Source organism: Streptomyces sp. NPDC043685 (assembly GCF_056436585.1).
Genome location: NZ_JBWKCH010000012.1, coordinates 35316 through 51244, shown reverse-complemented (window position 1 = coordinate 51244; position 15929 = coordinate 35316). Strand labels below are relative to the sequence as shown.

Annotated in this window: 16 protein-coding genes; 5 read left to right on the top strand and 11 right to left on the bottom strand. The window is 70.4% G+C overall.

From position 1 onward, the window contains the following. The first annotated feature begins 31 nt into the window (after positions 1–31). Together AC0665_RS32885 and AC0665_RS32880 are read left to right on the top strand one after the other, a co-directional pair. Entirely contained in the window at positions 32–355 is a 324-nt protein-coding gene (locus AC0665_RS32885; RefSeq protein WP_468413126.1) for a DUF427 domain-containing protein, read from the top strand. A 61-nt stretch (positions 356–416) separates the two neighbouring features. Next, complete coding sequence (locus tag AC0665_RS32880; RefSeq protein WP_478507109.1) at positions 417–1199, top strand: alpha/beta fold hydrolase; 783 nt, start codon at positions 417–419, stop codon at positions 1197–1199. 58 nt (positions 1200–1257) lie between these two features. Here AC0665_RS32880 and mnmA read toward each other — a convergent pair whose 3' ends face one another. Next, positions 1258–2388 carry a tRNA 2-thiouridine(34) synthase MnmA gene (gene mnmA / locus AC0665_RS32875; protein ID WP_478608945.1) on the bottom strand — a complete coding sequence of 377 codons (1131 nt, stop codon included), beginning with the start codon at positions 2386–2388 and terminating at the stop codon, positions 1258–1260. 60 nt (positions 2389–2448) lie between these two features. On the opposite strand from mnmA, the gene AC0665_RS32870 reads away from it, so the two are divergent. Further along, positions 2449–3114, top strand: coding sequence for an N-acetylmuramoyl-L-alanine amidase (locus AC0665_RS32870; RefSeq protein WP_363118246.1), 666 nt, complete (start codon positions 2449–2451; stop codon positions 3112–3114). A gap of 37 nt (positions 3115–3151) precedes the next feature. Here AC0665_RS32870 and AC0665_RS32865 read toward each other — a convergent pair whose 3' ends face one another. The 3 genes from AC0665_RS32865 to AC0665_RS32855 all read right to left on the bottom strand — a co-directional run bounded on the left by AC0665_RS32865 (position 3152) and on the right by AC0665_RS32855 (position 4949). After that, positions 3152–4321 carry a cysteine desulfurase family protein gene (locus AC0665_RS32865; RefSeq protein ID WP_478608942.1) on the bottom strand — a complete coding sequence of 390 codons (1170 nt, stop codon included), beginning with the start codon at positions 4319–4321 and terminating at the stop codon, positions 3152–3154. Between the two features lie 140 nt (positions 4322–4461). Then, positions 4462–4728 carry a DUF4190 domain-containing protein gene (locus AC0665_RS32860; RefSeq protein ID WP_363118248.1) on the bottom strand — a complete coding sequence of 89 codons (267 nt, stop codon included), beginning with the start codon at positions 4726–4728 and terminating at the stop codon, positions 4462–4464. Positions 4729–4784: 56 nt separating this feature from the next. Next, positions 4785–4949, bottom strand: coding sequence for a hypothetical protein (locus tag AC0665_RS32855; RefSeq protein WP_363118249.1), 165 nt, complete (start codon positions 4947–4949; stop codon positions 4785–4787). 116 nt (positions 4950–5065) lie between these two features. On the opposite strand from AC0665_RS32855, the gene AC0665_RS32850 reads away from it, so the two are divergent. Continuing rightward, entirely contained in the window at positions 5066–5704 is a 639-nt protein-coding gene (locus AC0665_RS32850) for a TetR family transcriptional regulator (RefSeq protein ID WP_468413135.1), read from the top strand. A gap of 665 nt (positions 5705–6369) precedes the next feature. On the opposite strand, the gene AC0665_RS32845 is transcribed toward AC0665_RS32850, so the two are convergent. Next, entirely contained in the window at positions 6370–7230 is an 861-nt protein-coding gene (locus AC0665_RS32845; protein WP_478608936.1) for a thioesterase family protein, read from the bottom strand. A gap of 155 nt (positions 7231–7385) precedes the next feature. Here AC0665_RS32845 and AC0665_RS32840 point away from each other — a divergent pair, with 155 nt between their 5' ends. After that, positions 7386–8618, top strand: coding sequence for an alpha/beta hydrolase (locus AC0665_RS32840; protein ID WP_468413138.1), 1233 nt, complete (start codon positions 7386–7388; stop codon positions 8616–8618). On the opposite strand, the gene AC0665_RS32835 is transcribed toward AC0665_RS32840, so the two are convergent. The 6 genes from AC0665_RS32835 to AC0665_RS32810 form a co-directional block, all read right to left on the bottom strand. Next, positions 8509–9183, bottom strand: coding sequence for a trimeric intracellular cation channel family protein (locus AC0665_RS32835; RefSeq protein ID WP_468413229.1), 675 nt, complete (start codon positions 9181–9183; stop codon positions 8509–8511). The genes AC0665_RS32840 and AC0665_RS32835 overlap by 110 nt on opposite strands. Positions 9184–9335: 152 nt before the next feature. Further along, on the bottom strand, positions 9336–10616 hold the full coding sequence (locus AC0665_RS32830) for an ABC transporter ATP-binding protein (protein ID WP_468413140.1): 1281 nt from the start codon (positions 10614–10616) through the stop codon (positions 9336–9338). A 23-nt stretch (positions 10617–10639) separates the two neighbouring features. After that, complete coding sequence (locus tag AC0665_RS32825; protein ID WP_468413142.1) at positions 10640–11737, bottom strand: ABC transporter ATP-binding protein; 1098 nt, start codon at positions 11735–11737, stop codon at positions 10640–10642. Next, positions 11734–12732, bottom strand: a complete 999-nt coding sequence (locus tag AC0665_RS32820; RefSeq protein ID WP_363118256.1) for an ABC transporter permease — start codon at positions 12730–12732, stop codon at positions 11734–11736. The genes AC0665_RS32825 and AC0665_RS32820 overlap by 4 nt, the downstream gene beginning before the upstream one ends. Before the next feature lie 108 nt (positions 12733–12840). Next, positions 12841–14631, bottom strand: coding sequence for an ABC transporter substrate-binding protein (locus AC0665_RS32815; RefSeq protein ID WP_363118257.1), 1791 nt, complete (start codon positions 14629–14631; stop codon positions 12841–12843). Positions 14632–14701: 70 nt separating this feature from the next. Then, on the bottom strand, positions 14702–15709 hold the full coding sequence (locus AC0665_RS32810; protein WP_363118258.1) for an ABC transporter permease: 1008 nt from the start codon (positions 15707–15709) through the stop codon (positions 14702–14704). Between the last annotated feature and the right edge of the window lie 220 nt (positions 15710–15929).

The following is a 15929-nucleotide window of genomic DNA, read 5'->3' as shown; positions in this document are numbered from 1 at the left end:
TCAGGAGTCGGCTACCCGGGGAGGGGCGATCGTGACCAGAGGGCATCGCATCACCATCGAGCGCAGCGGCGGGCACGTGCGGGTGGTGCACGGCGGGCAGGTGCTGGCCGAGAGCGACCGGGCGCTGGTGCTGCGCGAGACGGGCTGTCCCGAGCGGTACTACATCCCCCCCGAGGACGTGCGCCTGGATCTGCTGACGCCGTCCGGCACGCAGACGTACTGCCCGTTCAAGGGCACCGCCTCCTACTGGTCGCTGCCGGACGCGGCGGACCTCGTCTGGGCGTATCCGGACCCCAAGCCGGACGTGGCCGAGATCAGGGACCACCTGTGCTTCTACGAAGTGGAAGTGTTCTGATCGGCTGACGCGCCGCCCGCCTCATCGATGAACACCCCGGCGTGCGGCAGTCTGCATGAGCATGGACAAGAAGACTCTTTCGCGCGACGGCACCCGCATCGCCTACGAGAGCACCGGGCAGGGCCCCGCGGTCGTCCTCGTGAGCGGCGCGATGTCGACCGGCGGCACGCTGGCGCCGCTGGCCGTGTCCCTCTCGGAGCGTTTCCAGGCCGTGGTGTACGACCGCCGGGGCCGCGGCGCGAGTGCGGACACGGCTCCGTACGCCGTGGAGCGTGAGGTCGAGGACCTGGCCGCGGTGATCGAGGCGGTGGGCGGCGAGGCCCATCTGTACGGCATCTCCTCGGGCGGGGCGCTGGCGCTGGAGGCGGCGGCGAGCGGACTGCCGGTGCGGCGCGTGGCCGTCTACGAGGCGCCCTTCGCGATGTCCGAGGAGGGCGCGGGGGAACGGGCGCGGTACACCGAGCGGCTGACACAGGCGCTCGGCGAGGGGCGGCGCGGGGACGCGGTCGAGCTGTTCCTGCGGCTGACGGGTCTCGCCGAGGGCATGATCCAGGGCGCCCGCCAGTCCCCCATGTGGGCCGGGATGGAGGCGATGGCCCCGAGCCTCGCCTACGACGACGCCGTGATGGGCGACGGCACCGTCCCCCGCTCCCGGCTGGGCTCGGTCGGCGTCCCCGTCCTGGCGGTGGCGGGCGACGCGAGCCCCGAGTGGCTGCGCGAGGCGGCCCGGGCGATCGCGGACTCCGTCCCCGAGGGCACCTACCGCACGCTCCAGGGTCAGACGCACATGGTGGAGCCGAACGTGCTGGCGCCGGTGCTGACGGAGTTCTTCAGCCGGGGCTGAGAGGGGCGGTACGGCTCCACGCGCGCGTGGAGCCGGGCCCCGGGTACCGCGGGCGGGGTCAGGCCACGCCCGCCGCCGCGCGGGTCGTCGAGGCGATCGTCGCCGAGCCCACCACGCGCGTGCCGTCGTACAGCACGATCGCCTGCCCGGGGGCGACGCCGCGGACCGGCTCGGCGAAGGTGACCTCCAGGCGGCCGTCGACGACCTCGGCCCTCACCTCGGTCTCGCCGCCGTGGGCGCGCAGCTGGGCCGTGTAGGTGCCGGGGCCGGCAGGGGCGGCGCCGCACCAGCGGGGCTTGATCGCGGTGAGGGCGCCGACGTCCAGGGCGGACGCCGGGCCGACGGTCACGGTGTTGTCCACCGGCGAGATGTCGAGGACGTAGCGCGGCTTGCCGTCGGGCGCCGGGGTGCCGATGCGCAGGCCCTTGCGCTGGCCGATGGTGAAGCCGTACGCCCCCTCGTGCGTGCCGATCTTCGCGCCGGACTCGTCGACGATGTCGCCCTCGGAGCGGCCGAGGCGCCGGGCGAGGAAGCCCTGGGTGTCGCCGTCGGCGATGAAGCAGATGTCGTGCGAGTCGGGCTTCTTGGCCACCGCCAGGCCGCGGCGCTCGGCCTCGGCGCGGATCTCTTCCTTGGTGGTGACGGTGTCGCCGAGCGGGAACATGGCGTGGGCGAGCTGCCGGTCGTCGAGCACCCCGAGGACGTAGGACTGGTCCTTGGCCATGTCGGAGGCGCGGTGCAGCTCGCGGGTGCCGTCCTCGCGGACGATCACCTGGGCGTAGTGGCCGGTGCAGACCGCGTCGAAGCCGAGGGCGAGGGCCTTGTCGAGGAGGGCCGCGAACTTGATCTTCTCGTTGCAGCGCAGGCACGGGTTGGGGGTGCGGCCGGCCTCGTACTCGGCGACGAAGTCCTCGACGACGTCCTCCCGGAAGCGGTCGGCGAGGTCCCACACGTAGAACGGGATGCCGATGACGTCCGCGGCGCGGCGGGCGTCGCGGGAGTCCTCGATGGTGCAGCAGCCCCGCGCGCCGGTCCGGAAGGACTGGGGGTTGGCGGAGAGCGCGAGGTGCACGCCGGTCACGTCGTGGCCCGCTTCGGCCGCGCGGGCGGCGGCGACGGCGGAGTCGACGCCGCCGGACATGGCGGCCAGGACGCGGAGGGGGCGGGAGCGCTGCGAGGTCTCAGTCATAACCCCTCCAGGGTACGGGGACGCGGGAACCAGGACCGCCGGGTATCCGTTGACGATCACATGGGAGAGCGGAAGGCTTCGAGGGACGGCGACCGGAAGGTCGGCCGCCGCGCGCTGCTGATCGGCGGCACCGCGGCCGCCGCGGGCTCCGCCGTCCTCGCCCGGGACGAGCTGGCGCGCCTGTGGTGGCGTACCCCGGGTGTGGAGAAGCCGCGCAAGGAGGGCGAGGTCGACTACGCGGGCGCGCGCTGGGTGGCGGCGTCGGACGCGAACTGGCGCCGCGCGGACCGCCCCGACGACTACGGCATAGACCTGGTCGTCGTCCATGTCACGCAGGGCAGCTTCGACAGCGCGGTGAAGGCCTTCCAGGACCCGGGGCACAAGGCCGCGGCGCACTACATCGTCGGGCAGGACGGACGGGTCGCCCAGATGATCCGCGAGCTGGACGTGGCCTACCACGCGGGCAACCGCGACTACAACGAGCGCAGTGTCGGCATCGAGCACGAGGGCTTCGTGGACCGCCCGCAGGACTTCACGGACGAGATGTACGAGGCCTCGGCGCGGCTCACGGCCCGGATCTGCGCCCGCTACGACATACCCGTCGACCGGGAGCACATCATCGGCCACGTGGAGGTCCCGGGCACGGACCACACCGACCCGGGGCGCCACTGGGACTGGGACACGTACCTGCGCCTGGTACGGCGGGCACGCACGACACCGGCCTGATCACCGGCCTCGGTCGCGGTCCGGTGTAGGCCGTGTCCTAGGTCAGTCCCGCCGCCCTCGCCCGTTCCACCGCCGGGCCGATGGCCTTCGCCAGGGCCTCGATGTCGGCCTCCGTGGAGGTATGGCCGAGGGAGAAGCGCAGGGTGCCGCGGGCCAGGTCGGGATCGGTGCCGGTGGCGAGGAGGACATGGCTGGGCTGGGCGACGCCGGCGGTGCAGGCGGAGCCGGTGGAGCACTCGATGCCCTGGGCGTCGAGCAGGAGCAGCAGGGAGTCGCCCTCGCAGCCGGGGAAGGTGAAGTGCGCGTTGGCCGGGAGGCGGCCCTCAGGGTCCGGGTCGCCGCCGAGGATCGCGTCCGGCACGGCCGAGCGGACCGCGGTGACCAGGGCGTCGCGCAGGGCGCCGATCTCGCGGGCGAACCACGCGCGCTGCTCGGCGGCGAGGCGTCCGGCGACGGCGAAGGAGGCGATGGCGGGCACGTCGAGGGTGCCGGAGCGCACATGGCGTTCCTGTCCGCCGCCGTGCAGGACCGGCACGGGCGTGTGCTCGCGGCCCAGGATCAGGGCGCCGATGCCGTAGGGGCCGCCGATCTTGTGGCCGGAGACCGTCATCGCGGCGAGGCCGGAGGCGGCGAAGTCCACGGGGATCTGACCGAAGGCCTGGACGGCGTCCGAGTGCAGCGGCACTCCGAACTCGGCGGCGGCGTCGGCGAGTTCGCGGATCGGCAGGATCGTCCCGATCTCGTTGTTCGCCCACATGACGGTGGCGAGGGCCACGTCGTCGGGGTCGCGGGCGATCGCCTCGCGCAAGGCGCCGGGGTGGACGCGGCCGTGGGAGTCGACCGGCAGGTACTCGACGGTGGCGCCCTCGTGTTCACCGAGCCAGTGCACGGCGTCGAGGACGGCGTGGTGCTCGACGGGGCTGGCGAGGACGCGGGTGCGGGCGGGATCGGCGTCGCGGCGTGACCAGTACAGGCCCTTGACGGCGAGGTTGTCGGCCTCTGTGCCGCCCGAGGTGAAGACGACCTCGCTGGGGCGGGCGCCGAGGGCTTCGGCGAGGGTCTCGCGGGCCTCCTCGACGGTGCGTCGGGCCTGCCTGCCGGATGCGTGGAGGGAGGACGCGTTGCCGGTGGCACCCAGCTGGGCGGTGAACGCCTCAACCGCCTCCGGGAGCATCGGGGTGGTCGCGGCGTGGTCGAGGTAAGCCATGGTGAGCCCGATTCTACGGCTCCCCTTCGACCGGCCTCAGATCAAGGCTGGCCGAACATGAACCGCCGGGCGGCGCGGCGACGGCCCGTCGCCCCCGGGCCCGGCCGCGGCGTGCCGGCGGACGGCTGTCCGACGACGGCTCAGAAGCTCCACGAGATGGTGCTGTCGAACTCCATGAAGGCCGCCAGCACCAGCAGGTCGGCGATGCCCAGGGACAGACCCAGCCAGGCGCGGCCGCGGCGCTCGGTGCCGCGCCACAGGGCGACGCTCGCCAGCACGATGGCGATCGGGCCGAGGAAGAGGTTGAGCACGAGCAGGCCCAGCAGGCCGAGGATGAAGGACGCGACGGCCATGCCGTCGGTGTCGCGGATGCCGGTGCGGCGCGAGGCCGGAGCGGTGAGCTGCATGGTGATCGACTCCCGAAGTCGGATCGAAGGGGTGATCGAAGGGATGGTGGTCGGTGTCAGTGGGCCTGGGTGTGGCGGCGGCGGCCGCGCTCGCGGAGCGCGAAGATGCCGAGCCAGACGGCGATGACGACACCGACGGCGACGGAGAAGGTGAGCGGCGCGTGGGCCACGGTGCCCAGGACGACACCGAGCAGCAGGAGTGCGGCGACGATGAACAGCACGGGAAACAGCCCCCAGGGTTTCGGTGAACGGTTGTGGTTACAGTTGTTCACTGACTTCCCAGCCTAACGCCTCCCATGACTTTCCAATTCCAGAGAACAGTTGTTAACTGCATGGTATGAGTCACACCCTCGGGATCCGGCAGGCCCAGAAGCAGAAGACCCGGCAGGCACTCCTGGACGCGGCCCTCGGGCTGCTGGAGGAGCAGAGCCTGAGCAGCCTGGGTCTGCGCGAGGTCACCCGCGCCGTCGGTGTCGCCCCGACCGCCTTCTACCGCCACTTCCGCTCCACGGCGGATCTGGGCGTGGCCCTGGTCGAAGAGGCGCTGGGCAGCCTGCACCCGATGATCCGGACGACGGTGTCCACCACGGGCGACCACGAGGAACGCATCACGCGCACCATCGAACTGATCGCCCGTCACGTCGACGGGTACCCCGCCCATGTCCGCTTCATCGCCCGTGAACGACATGGCGGAGTTCTGCCGGTACGGGAGGCGATACGGGAGCAACTGGCCCGGTTCGCCCAGGAGGTCAAGGACGAGCTGGCCAAGGACCCGGTGTCCGAGGGCTGGAGCGAGGACGACCTGCTGATGCTCGCGCACCTCTACGTGGACCAGATGCTGAGCACGGCGTCGCTGTTCCTGGAGGCCCTGGAGGGCCCGGAGGAGGAACGCCCGGCCCGGACCCGGCACGTCACACAGCTCGCGACCCGCCAGATGCGGCTGATCGGCCTCGGCCGCGGCCACTGGCTGGATTGACACCCTCGTGCGGCAACGCGCGGGGGCGGCGCGGCCGTACGCCGGACACGCCGCCCCTGCCGTGCTGCCGCGCCCCGGCCGGATTCGGGCCGGTCCTGGTCGGTCCCAGGTCGGCCGGATGCGCCTACTGCCCCTTCTGCGACTGCTGGGGCTGCTGCCCCGTCCCGTCGGCGGCCTGACCGGCACCCCCGGGGCCGCCGCAACCGCCGCCGGGACCGCCCTGGCCGCCCTGCGCGCCGCCGGGCGCGCCACCGGGCATGCCCGAAGGGGCCCCGGACGGCGCCCCCGTCGGCTTGGCGCCCGAGGAGGCGGCGCCCGAAGGCGCCCCTGACGGAACGCCCGAGGGAGCCCCGGAAGGAGCACCCGACGGAACACCCGAGGGAGCCCCGGAAGGAGCACCCGAGGCCGCCCCCGACGGCGCCTGGCATGCCTGCCGCTGCCCGGAACCGCCCCCGCCGCCCGAGGACGACGACGAGTCACCCGACCCGCAGGCCGTCAGAGCCAGCGGGGACAGCACCAGCAGGGCCACGGCGGGAACGAGACGCGCACGCTTCATGAGAGACAGCTCCAGGGAAGATGAGGGAGTCCTGAGGCGCGTACTCAACCAACGCCGCCTGGGCCTTCCTTGGGGCCGCCCTGTGACCTGCCTGTCAGTCAGGCGGAGTTCAGCTCAGCCGGACCCGCGCCAACTGCCGGGACTGCGCCACCAGCCGGTCCTCGCTGTCCCACACCTCGGCGTCCTCCTCCAGGAAGCCGCCGGCGAGGTTGCGCGTGGTGATCGACACCCGCAGCGGGCCCGGCGCCGGGCGGCAGCGGACGTGCACGGTCAGCTCGATGGTCGGCACCCAGCCCTTGAGCCCGAGCTCGAAGGCGGTGGGCGGCAGGGCGTCGACCGCGAGCAGCAGGGAGAGCGGGTCCGGGTCGCGCCCGTCCTTCAGGCCGAACCAGGCCCGCATCTCACCCTTGCCCGAGGGCTGCCCTAGGGCCCAGCCGAGCGTGGACGGGTCGAGCTTGAGCATCAGGCGCTCGGTGATCGCGGAGCTGCCGTCGACGGGGGCGGGCCCGTCCTCCGGGCCGAAGCAGTGCTCCAGCGGCGGGATCGCGGGCGGGCGGGCCGTCGTACGGACGTCGTCGGGCAGGGCGGCCAGGTCGCCGTAGGAGGCGAGGACGCGGATGCGTTCCACCTCGCGGCCCTCGTCGTCGTACTGGAAGAGGGAGGCCTGGCCGGTCGACAGGGTGCGGCCGGTGCGGACGACGTCCGTGCGGACGACCGCGGGGCCGGGCTGGGACGCGGTCAGGTAGTGCGCCGAGATCGTGAAGGGGTCGGCGTGCGGCAGGGCGTCCGCGAGGGCGCGGCCGAGGACGGCCAGCAGGTAGCCGCCGTTGACGGCGCTGATGATCGTCCAGCCGGCGGAGAGGTCGATGTCGTAGACGCCCGGCGCGCGGCGGGTGAGCGCGGTGTCGCGGTCGAACTCGCTGTCGCCGATCGTGGCCCGGGCGGCCGGGGCGGTGGCTGCTTCTGGCATGGCTGAAACAGTACAAGAACTAGCTACTAAGCGGTAGCTTTGCACGTCTCCTGACACCCTGCCCCGGGTCAGACCTGGGTGAGACGCGGGCAATTTCTCGGTAAGTGTCCGACTCGTCCGTAAACCCCCGGACCCTTTCCGTCCTCTGTAGGGGCATGAGCCTCACCGGGACACCGTTCCTCTGCACGCTGGTCGTACTGTCCGTCGCCGCGCTCGTGGTGCCGCTGCTGCTGTGGTCGCGCGTCCGCGGGCCCCGTCTCCTGCGGGCCGTCGCCCGGGCGTCGATGCTGCTGTTCGCGCAAGGGACGGCCGTGGCCCTGGTCTTTACACTGGTCAACAACGCCAACAACCTGTACGACAACTGGGCCGACCTGCTCGGCACCGGCGACCATGTGCAGCAGGCGGCGAATCTGGGCGCCGACGGCACCGGCGGCATCTCGCTCAAGCGGCTGCCCAAGGTGCGCCAGACCTTCGAGCCCGCCACCGGGCCCGGGATGGGCGCGGCCGGCGGGGTGCGGGTGACCCAGCTCAAGGGCCGGGTGTCGGGTGTGAACGCCGAGGTCTACGTCTGGCTGCCCCCGCAGTACGGCGAACCGGCCTACCGCCACCGGACGTTCCCGGTCGTGGAACTGCTGCCCGGCTACCCCGGCTCAGCGAAGGCCTGGTTCGGTTCGCTGCACGCGCACGAGCAGCTGGAGCCGCTGATGCGCGACGGGCAGGTGGCCCCGTTCATCCTGGTCGCGCCCCGCACCAACCTGCTGGCCGGGGTCGACACCGGCTGCGCCAACATCCCGGGCACGGTGAACGCCGACACCTGGCTGAGCGTCGACGTGCCGAAGATGGTCATGGACAACTTCCGTGCCCAGGCGGCCCCGCGGGGCTGGGCCGTCGCCGGCTACTCGGCCGGGGCGCACTGCGCGACCCGGCTCGCCATCGCCCACCCGGACCGCTACCGGGCCGCCGTCAGCATGTCCGGCTACAACGACCCGATCGGCGAACGCGACTCGCTCACCGCGCAGAGCCGGACCCTGCGCTCCGAGAACAACCCGTATCTGATGCTGCGCAGGGCGCCGGTCCCGCCGCGGATCGCGCTGTACCTCTCCGGCCAGCCGCACGACGGCTACGAGGCGGCCGTGGCGTTGGAACAGAGCGCGAAGGCGCCGACGACCGTGCACGTGGTGTACATCCCCAAGAGCGCGGGCGGCCACAACATGGCGCTGTGGCGGCCGCAGGTCGTCCCCGCGTTCCGCTGGCTGACCGAGGAGATGGGCGCCCGCGTCACGGCAGGACCGGCTGCTCCTCCTCGCTCACCGTCGACCGCCGGTGCCACGCCCGCGGAGCTCGCCAGTGGTACCGCATCGCGAGCAGCCGCAGTACGAAGGCGGTGACCACCGCGAGGGAGCTGGTGAGCGGGTTCAGGGCGTCGTAGCGGATGCACAGGGCGGCCAGGGCGGAGCCGACGATCGCCGGGACGGCGTACAGGTCGCGGTCCCAGCGCAGCAGAGAGGGCACCTCGTTGGCGAGGACGTCCCGCAGCACACCGCCGCCCACGGCCGTGGTCAGCCCGAGCCCGGCGGAGGCGGTCAGACCGAGCCCGTACTCGTAGGCCTTGGTCGTGCCGGCCACGCAGAACAGGCCGAGGCCCGCCGCGTCGAAGACGTTCACCGCGACCTGGATGCGCTCCACCTGGGGGTGCAGGAAGAAGACCAGGAGGGTGGCGAGCAGCGGGGTGAGGAAGTACCCCAGGTCCGTGAACGCGGCGGGCGGCACGGCACCGATGACCAGGTCGCGGAACAGGCCTCCGCCCAGTGCGGTGACCTCGGCGAGGACGGCCATGCCGAACACGTCGAAGTTCTTGCGCACGGCCAGCAGGGCACCGGAGATGGCGAAGACGAAGATGCCGATCAGGTCGAGCGTGTGCTGGACGGACGGGCTGAAGAGTTGCTGGAGCACCCGGACATACTCGCTCACCGCTCACGGGCGGCCCACCCGGGCCGCGGCACAGCGGGGTCGGACGCGCTCCCGGGCAAGGGAACGGCACGCGAATGCCGGACAGGCGGGGTCCTCCCGTCTGTCCGGCATGGTCCGCGGGTATGGCTCGGCTGTCAGGCCGGCTTGTCTCCCGAGGCCGGCTTGTCCCCCGAGGCCGGTTCGCCCGTTTCCTTCGCCGCGGCGGCACCCGACGAGGTCCCGTCCGCGGGCTTGCCCTCGACCGCCCCGGCCACCGCCGCCGACGTCTGCGCCGACTCGGCCAGCACCTCGTCGGCCACCAGCTCCGCCGCTTCCTTGGCGGCCGTCAGCAGCACCGTGTCCTGCGGGGCCTGGTCCTCGAAGTTCTCCGGGTGGTGGCAGGCCACCCGCTGACCGGGACGCAGTTCCTTCAGCGGCGGCTCGGTCGTCTTGCAGATCTGCGTGGCCTTCCAGCACCGGGTGTGGAAGCGGCAGCCGCTCGGCGGGGCGATCGGCGAGGGCACGTCGCCCTTGAGCAGGATCCGCTCGCTCTTGGCGTTCTTCCGCCTCGGGTCCGGGATCGGCACCGCCGACATCAGCGCCTTGGTGTACGGGTGCATCGGCGTCTTGTAGAGCAGGTCGCGGTCGGCCAGCTCCACGATCTTGCCGAGGTACATCACCGCGATCCGGTCCGAGACGTGCCGGACGACCGACAGGTCGTGCGCGATGATCACATACGTCAGGCCGAGTTCCTGCTGGAGGTCGTCGAGCAGGTTGACGACCTGGGCCTGGATCGACACGTCGAGCGCGGAGACCGGCTCGTCGGCCACCACGAGCTTCGGGTTGAGCGCGAGCGCGCGGGCGATGCCGATGCGCTGGCGCTGGCCGCCGGAGAACTCGTGCGGGTAGCGGTTGTAGTGCTCGGGGTTGAGGCCCACGACCTGAAGCAGCCGCTGCACTTCCTTCTTGACGCCGCCCTCGGGCGTGACCCCCTGGAGCTTGAACGGGGCGCCGACGATCGTGCCGATGGTGTGGCGCGGGTTCAGCGAGGAGTACGGGTCCTGGAAGATCATCTGCACGTCCTTGCGGAGCGGGCGCATGCCGCCCACACCGAGGTGCGTGATGTCCCGGCCCTCGAACTCGACCTGGCCGGCGGTCGGCTCGAGCAACCGGGTGATCAGCCGGCCCATCGTCGACTTGCCACAGCCCGACTCGCCCACGACGCCGAGGGTTTCACCGGCCCTGACCTCGAAGTCGACGCCGTCGACCGCGCGCACCGCGCCGACCTGCCGCTGGAGCAGGCCCTTGCGGATCGGGAAGTGCTTCTGCAGCCCGGTCACCTTCAGCAGGATGTCGCCGGCGGCGGCGTCCTTGGTGAGGGTGGCCGTGCCGGACGCGGTCGCCTCGGTGTCGTCGCTTGCGGCGGGAGTGGTCACAGCGGTGTCCTTGGAGTTCTCGCTCACAGCTTCGGCGCAATCTCTTCGGTCCAGATGCGCTCCCGCTGCTCCCTGGTCATGTGGCAGGCGGCCCAGTGCTGGCTTTCGACCTCGGTCAGCTCGGGGCGGACCGTGCGGGTGACGTTGTCCTTGGGGACGTCGGCGTACGGGCAGCGCGGGTTGAAGGCGCAGCCGGACGGGATGTTGATCAGGGAGGGCGGCGAACCCTTGACCGGGATGAGGCGCTCCTGCTGATCGCGGTCGAGACGCGGCATCGAGCCGAGCAGACCCCAGGTGTAGGGGTGGCGGGGCTCATAGAACACCTGCTCGGCCGGTCCCCGTTCGACGCAGCGGCCCCCGTACATCACGAGGATGTCGTCGGCGAGCTCGGCGACGACCCCCAAGTCGTGGGTGATGATGATGACCGCGGAGCCGAACTCCTTCTGCAGATCCCGGATCAGGTCGAGGATCTGCGCCTGGACGGTCACGTCCAGGGCGGTCGTCGGCTCGTCCGCGATGAGCAGCTCGGGGTTGTTGACGAGCGACATCGCGATCATCGCGCGCTGACGCATACCGCCGGAGAACTCGTGCGGGTAGCTGTCGACGCGCTTGTCCGGCTGCGGGATCCCCACACGGTCGAGCATCTCGACCGCCCGGCGGCGGGCGATCTTCTTGCTGACGTCGTTGTGGATCCGGTACGCCTCCACGATCTGCTGGCCGATCGTGTAGTACGGGTGCAGCGCGGACAGCGGGTCCTGGAAGATCATCGCCATCTCGCGCCCGCGCAGCCGGCGGACGTGATCGGGGTCCGCGGACAGCAGCTCGGTGCCGTCCAGCCAGATCTCGCCGGAGATCTGCGCCTTGCGCTTGCCGTACTGGCCGGCGGTGTGCAGGCCCATGATGCCGAGCGAGGTCACCGACTTGCCGGAGCCGGACTCGCCCACGATGCCGAGGGTCTTGCCCTTCTCCAGCCGGAAGCTCAGTCCGTCCACGGACTTCACGAGGCCGTCGTCGGTCGGGAAGTGCACCTTCAGGTCGCGCACGTCCAGGAAGGAGGTCGGCGCCGACGAGTCGCCCGTGGGCTCGCCCACGGCCGCTGAGGTCTTGTTGAGTTCGGTCATGCGAGCCTCACCCGGGGGTCGATCACGGCGTACAGCACGTCCACCACGAGGTTGGCGATGAGCACCGCGACGGAGGTGATCAGGGTGACGCCCAGAATGATGGGCAGGTCCTGATTCTTGATCGCGTTGAGCACGGCCTGGCCCAGACCGGGCAGGCTGAACGTGGTCTCGGTCAGGATGGCGCCGCCGATGAGGGCGCCGAGGTCCATGCCGAGCATGGTCAGGATGGGCGTCATCGTCGAGCGCATGGCGTGCTTGCGGATGACGACCTGTTCGCGCATGCCCTTGGCACGGGCGGTGCGGATGTAGTCCTCGCCGAGGATCTCCAGCATGGTGGCGCGGGTGATCCGGGCGTACATCGCGGCGTACAGGAACGCCAGGGTGACCCACGGGAGGATCATGCCGCCGAGCCAGCCGGTGAAGCTCTCGTCGAGGGGCACGTACTCCGCGTTGATCCAGCCGAGACCGTAGGAGAAGATCGCCAGGCTCAGCAGACCGGTGAAGTAGATGGGGAGCGAGACACCCGCGAGGGCGACGACCATCGCACTGCGGTCCCACAGCGTTCCCCGCTTGAGCGCGGACAGGACACCCGCCGTGACACCGAGCACCAGCCACAGCACGGCCGCGCCGAGCGCGAGACCCAGGGTCACCGGGAAACGGTCGGTCAGCACCGGCCAGATGGCCTGTTCGCTGCGGAAGGAGTAACCGAAGCACGGCGCGGCGCAGTGGGTGACGTCGCCGCCGCCCGCGTACGTACGGCCCACGAAGATGCCCTTGAAGAACTCCCAGACCTGGGCGTAGATCGGGTCGCCCAGCCCCAGCTTCTGCCGCACCGCCTCGACGGCAGCCGGGTCGGCCTGCTTGCCCACGAAGCTGCTGGCGATGTCGACGCCCGCCCACTTGGGGACGAGGAAGAAGATGCCGAAGACCACCATGATGATGACTGCGAGCATCACTACGGCGGCGAACAGCCGCCTGATCAGGTAAGCGAGCACAGATCTCGGCCCGCCGCGGACCTCGGGCCACCGGAGGTCTTCCGATGGCCCGAGGTCACGCCGCGCCGGCCTTCACCTGCCTTTCGTGCCGTACGGCGGGTGTGCCGGTTACTTCGCGGACTTCAGGCCGAGGTTGACGAAGTCGTACATGCCGCTGTACGCGTCCGTCGTGTAGACGTTGGCCAGTCGGTTGGAACGCCAGTTGATGAACTTCTCGAAGACGAAGGGCAGGTAGTAGCCGCCCTCCATGACCTTGTGGTTGATCTCCGAGGCGATCTTGGTCTTACCCGCGTCGTCCAGCGTGGTGACGTACTTGTCGAACAGACCGTCGATCGTCTTGTCCTTGATCATGGCGAAGTTGTTGTTGCCACTCTCGAGGATGTAGCTGCTGTCCCACAGCGGGAGGCCGTAGCCCTGCACGGACGGGAAGTCCGGGCCCCAGCCCATGATGATGATGCCGTAGCCCTTCTTCTTCACGTTCGAGGGGCTGCCGATGATGCCGGAGCTCTGCGAGCCGTCGTACTGGTCGATGTCGACGGTGATGCCGACCTTCTTCAGCGACGCCTGGAGGGACTCGGCGGTGGCCACCTCGGCCGGCTTGTTGTTGCGGACCGCGATGGTGGTCTTGAAGCCGTTGGGCTGACCGCAGGCCTTGAGCGCTTCCTTGGCCTTGGCGATGTTGCCCTTCTTGTTGGCACCCGCGAGCTCGTACGGGTCGTACTTCTGGCCCTCGGAGCCCGGGACGGCCGGCGGCAGCATGTTGGTGCCGATGTCACCACCGGCGACCGGGCCGCCGCGCGCGGTCTGCAGCGACACGTGGTCGGCGCCGTAGATCACGGCCTTGCGGCACTCGATGTTGTCGAACGGCTTCACCGTCTGCGGGAAGACCGCGTAACGGATGTAGCCGGAGACCGGGTTGTCCAGGTTGCCCTTGTGCTGCTTCAGGGCGGTGGTGCGGCCCTGCGGCGACATGCCGGTCTGGTTGATGTCCAGGTCGTAGTCGCCCGCGATCAGGCGCGCGTCCATGTCGTTGGCGTTGGAGAAGAACTTGACCGTGATCTTGTCCGGGTACGCCTTGCGGATCGGGTCCGAGGCCTGCTTCCACTCGGTGTTGCGGACCAGCGTCAGGTCCTTGCCCGGGTTGTACGACTCGAACTTGTACGGACCGGAGGAGAACGGGTGCAGGCCGTACTTGGACTTGGTGTCCTTGTCCTGGCGGACCGGGGACGCCGAGGTCAGGGCCAGCATCTCCTCGAAGTCCGAGTTGGCCTGGGGCAGCTTGAAGACGATGGTCTTGTCGTCCGGCGTCTCGATGGCCTTCAGGCCCAGCTTGTCCGCGGACTTGTCCTTGTAGGGACCCTTGTACTCGCCCTTGGGGTCGAGCACGTCCTTCAGGTAGACCGGGCCACCGGACAGCACGTCCTGCGCCCAGACCCGCTCGATGCCGTACTTGACGTCCTTGGAGGTGATCGGCTTGCCGTCCTCCCAGGTGATGCCGTCACGCAGGGTGTACGTGTAGGTCTTGCCGTCGTCCGAGATCTTGGCGAGCCCGCTGGCGAGGTCGGGGGTCAGCTCGGTGCCCGCCTTGCCCGGCTCCGTCTTGCTCGTCACGAGCTGACGGCTGTAGTAGCGGGAGAAGTTCCACATGAAGCCGTAGTAGCCGCGCGTGGTGTCCCACGAGTCGGCGTCCTGGGCACCGGCGAACTTCAGCGTGCCGCCCTTCTTGGCGAGGGAGGCCTGGGCGACCTTGTTGTTCGCGGCGTCGAAGCCGGCCGCCCCGCCCTTCGACCCCTCGTTGTCCTTGCCGCCGCCGCACGCCGCCGTGGTCAGCAGTGCGGCGACCACGGCCGCAGCGGCCATGGCCTGCTTGCGCCGCCCTGAGGTGCGTTGGGTAGTCACGATCTCGGATCCTCCGGATTAGATGAGAGACGCCGTGCCAGGTGCCACGGGTCGCTGTTCGTACGGCAGTTCAGCGGGAGCCCTTCGGGTCGAGCGCGTCACGCACGCCGTCGCCGAAGAGATTGAAGGCGAGAACGGTGATGAAGATCGCCACGCCCGGGACCACCATGTACATGGGGTCCGAGTCGTAGTAGTCGATCGCGCTCGAAAGCATCTGCCCCCAGGAGGCCGTGGGCGGTTTGACGCCCACGCCCAGGAAGCTGAGTGCCGCCTCGGTGAGGATGTTGGTGGGGATCATCATCGTCGTGTACACGATGATCGGCGCGACCAGGTTGGGCAGCAGTTCCTTGAAGAGGATGTAGAACCGCCCGGCGCCGAGCGACCGGGCCGCCTCGACGTACTCCCGCTCGCGCAGCGAGAGGGTCTGGCCGCGCACCACGCGTCCGATGTAGGGCCAGCCGAAGAAGCCGATGACCAGGATCATCACGAACAGGCGCACGCCGGTGCCGGTCAGACCCAGCATCTGGTTCGGCATGACGGAGACCAGGGCGATGATGAACAGCAGCTGCGGGAAGGCCAGCAGGCCGTCCATCACACGGCTGATGACGGAGTCGACCCAGCCGCCGAAGAAGCCGGCCAGGACGCCCACGACGGTGCCGATCACGACGGCGACGATCGCCGACAGGAAGCCGACGAGGAGCGAGATCTGGGCGCCGTAGATGATGCGGGCGAAGATGTCGCGACCACTCACCGGCTCGACGCCCAGCAGGTGCTCGCCGCTGATGCCGCCCAGTGCCCCTGTGGGGGTGCCGAACAGCGGGTCGATCAGATCTTCGTGGTGCGCCTCGGGGTCCTGGCCCACCAGGCTCGTGATGACCGGCGCGAGCAGGGCGATCGCGATGAGCACGAGCACCATGATTCCGCCCGCCAGCGCGAGCTTGTCCCGCTTCAGGCGCTCCCAGGCGATGCGGCCCAGAGAACGACCCTGTACGGCTTTCGCATCGACGCCGACGACTGCCGCCTCTTCGGCCGCACTCGGAGCGGCTTCCGCGGTCGGCTCGTGCAGTGGTGCCGTCATCAGGCAGGGACCCCTCTTCTCAACCGGCGGTGGCCGGCCCGCGCATTTCCGCTGTGGCGGCGTGATCAGTCCGTCGTACACAGGGGCGAAACTCCCCTGGTGCCGGGAGTCTTCAACGCTTCAGCGTTTCGTTGCCAGACTTGGCGATGAATGGATGCGTAAACGTGATGCTGTCTGCGGGGTTCCGTTATCCGGACGGCGGGTAGCGAGGAACGGTCGC